At 50.3% G+C, this 1,230-nt stretch carries 1 rRNA gene; it reads left to right on the top strand.

Annotation, left to right across the window (positions count from 1 at the left end):
* Positions 1–1,230, top strand: a 23S ribosomal RNA gene (locus KDK13_RS16265); the annotation flags it as partial.

Raw genomic sequence — 1,230 nt, 5'->3', positions numbered from 1 at the left:
TAGACCCGAAACCGGGCGATCTATCCATGGGCAGGTTGAAGGTTGAGTAACATCAACTGGAGGACCGAACCGACTATCGTTGAAAAGCTAGCGGATGACCTGTGGATAGGAGTGAAAGGCTAATCAAGCCCGGAGATAGCTGGTTCTCCTCGAAAGCTATTTAGGTAGTGCCTCGTGTCTCACCATCGGGGGTAGAGCACTGTTTGGGCTAGGGGGTCATCCCGACTTACCAACCCCATGCAAACTCCGAATACCGATGAGTGCAATCACGGGAGACACACGGCGGGTGCTAACGTCCGTCGTGGAAAGGGAAACAACCCAGACCGTCAGCTAAGGTCCCAAAGTAACAGTTAAGTGGGAAACGATGTGAGAAGGCCCAGACAGCCAGGAGGTTGGCTTAGAAGCAGCCACCCTTTAAAGAAAGCGTAATAGCTCACTGGTCGAGTCGGCTCGCGCGGAAGATTTAACGGGGCTCAAACTGTTCACCGAAGCTACGGATTCAGAGGACAGACTACAGAAGACTGAAGACAGATGAGAAAGCCAATACAGTGTGTTGAAGATCTTGAAGCGTTTCGTAAAGCCTATGATCTTTCATTAGAGTTACATGCAGAAAGCCTCAATTGGCCTCGGCATGAACAAATGAACGGTCTTGCGAATCAGGTACGAAGGGCAAGTAAAGGTATTTGTGCCAATCTGGCCGAAGGATTTGGAAAGCAAGCCTACTCAAAAGCTGAATTCAAACGCTATCTTGCAATGGCAATTGGATCATCAGATGAAATCAGAGTGTGGTTAAGCTACGCCAGAGACTTAGGCTATATGCCGCCAGAAAAAGCAAACCAATACCGGACAAGATACCAAACCATTGCCAAAATGCTCTCCGGTTTACACAAAAACTGGAGTTAAACTTTCTGACATCCGTCTTCTGTAGCCTGTCCTCTGGATGGTAGAGGAGCGTTCTGTAAGCCGTTGAAGGTGCATCGGGAGGTGTGCTGGAGGTATCAGAAGTGCGAATGCTGACATGAGTAACGACAAGGGGAGTGAGAAGCTCCCCCGCCGGAAGACCAAGGGTTCCTGCGCAACGCTAATCGGCGCAGGGTGAGTCGGCCCCTAAGGTGAGGTCGAAAGACGTAATCGATGGGAAACAGGTCAATATTCCTGTACCCCTTCTGACTGCGACGGAGTGACGGAGAAGGCTAGGTCAGCGCAGCGTTGGTTGTCTGCGTTTAAGAT

Source organism: Endozoicomonas sp. SESOKO1 (assembly GCF_024606265.1).
Classification (GTDB): domain Bacteria; phylum Pseudomonadota; class Gammaproteobacteria; order Pseudomonadales; family Endozoicomonadaceae; genus Endozoicomonas.
This window is presented reverse-complemented; position numbering and strand designations above follow the sequence as displayed.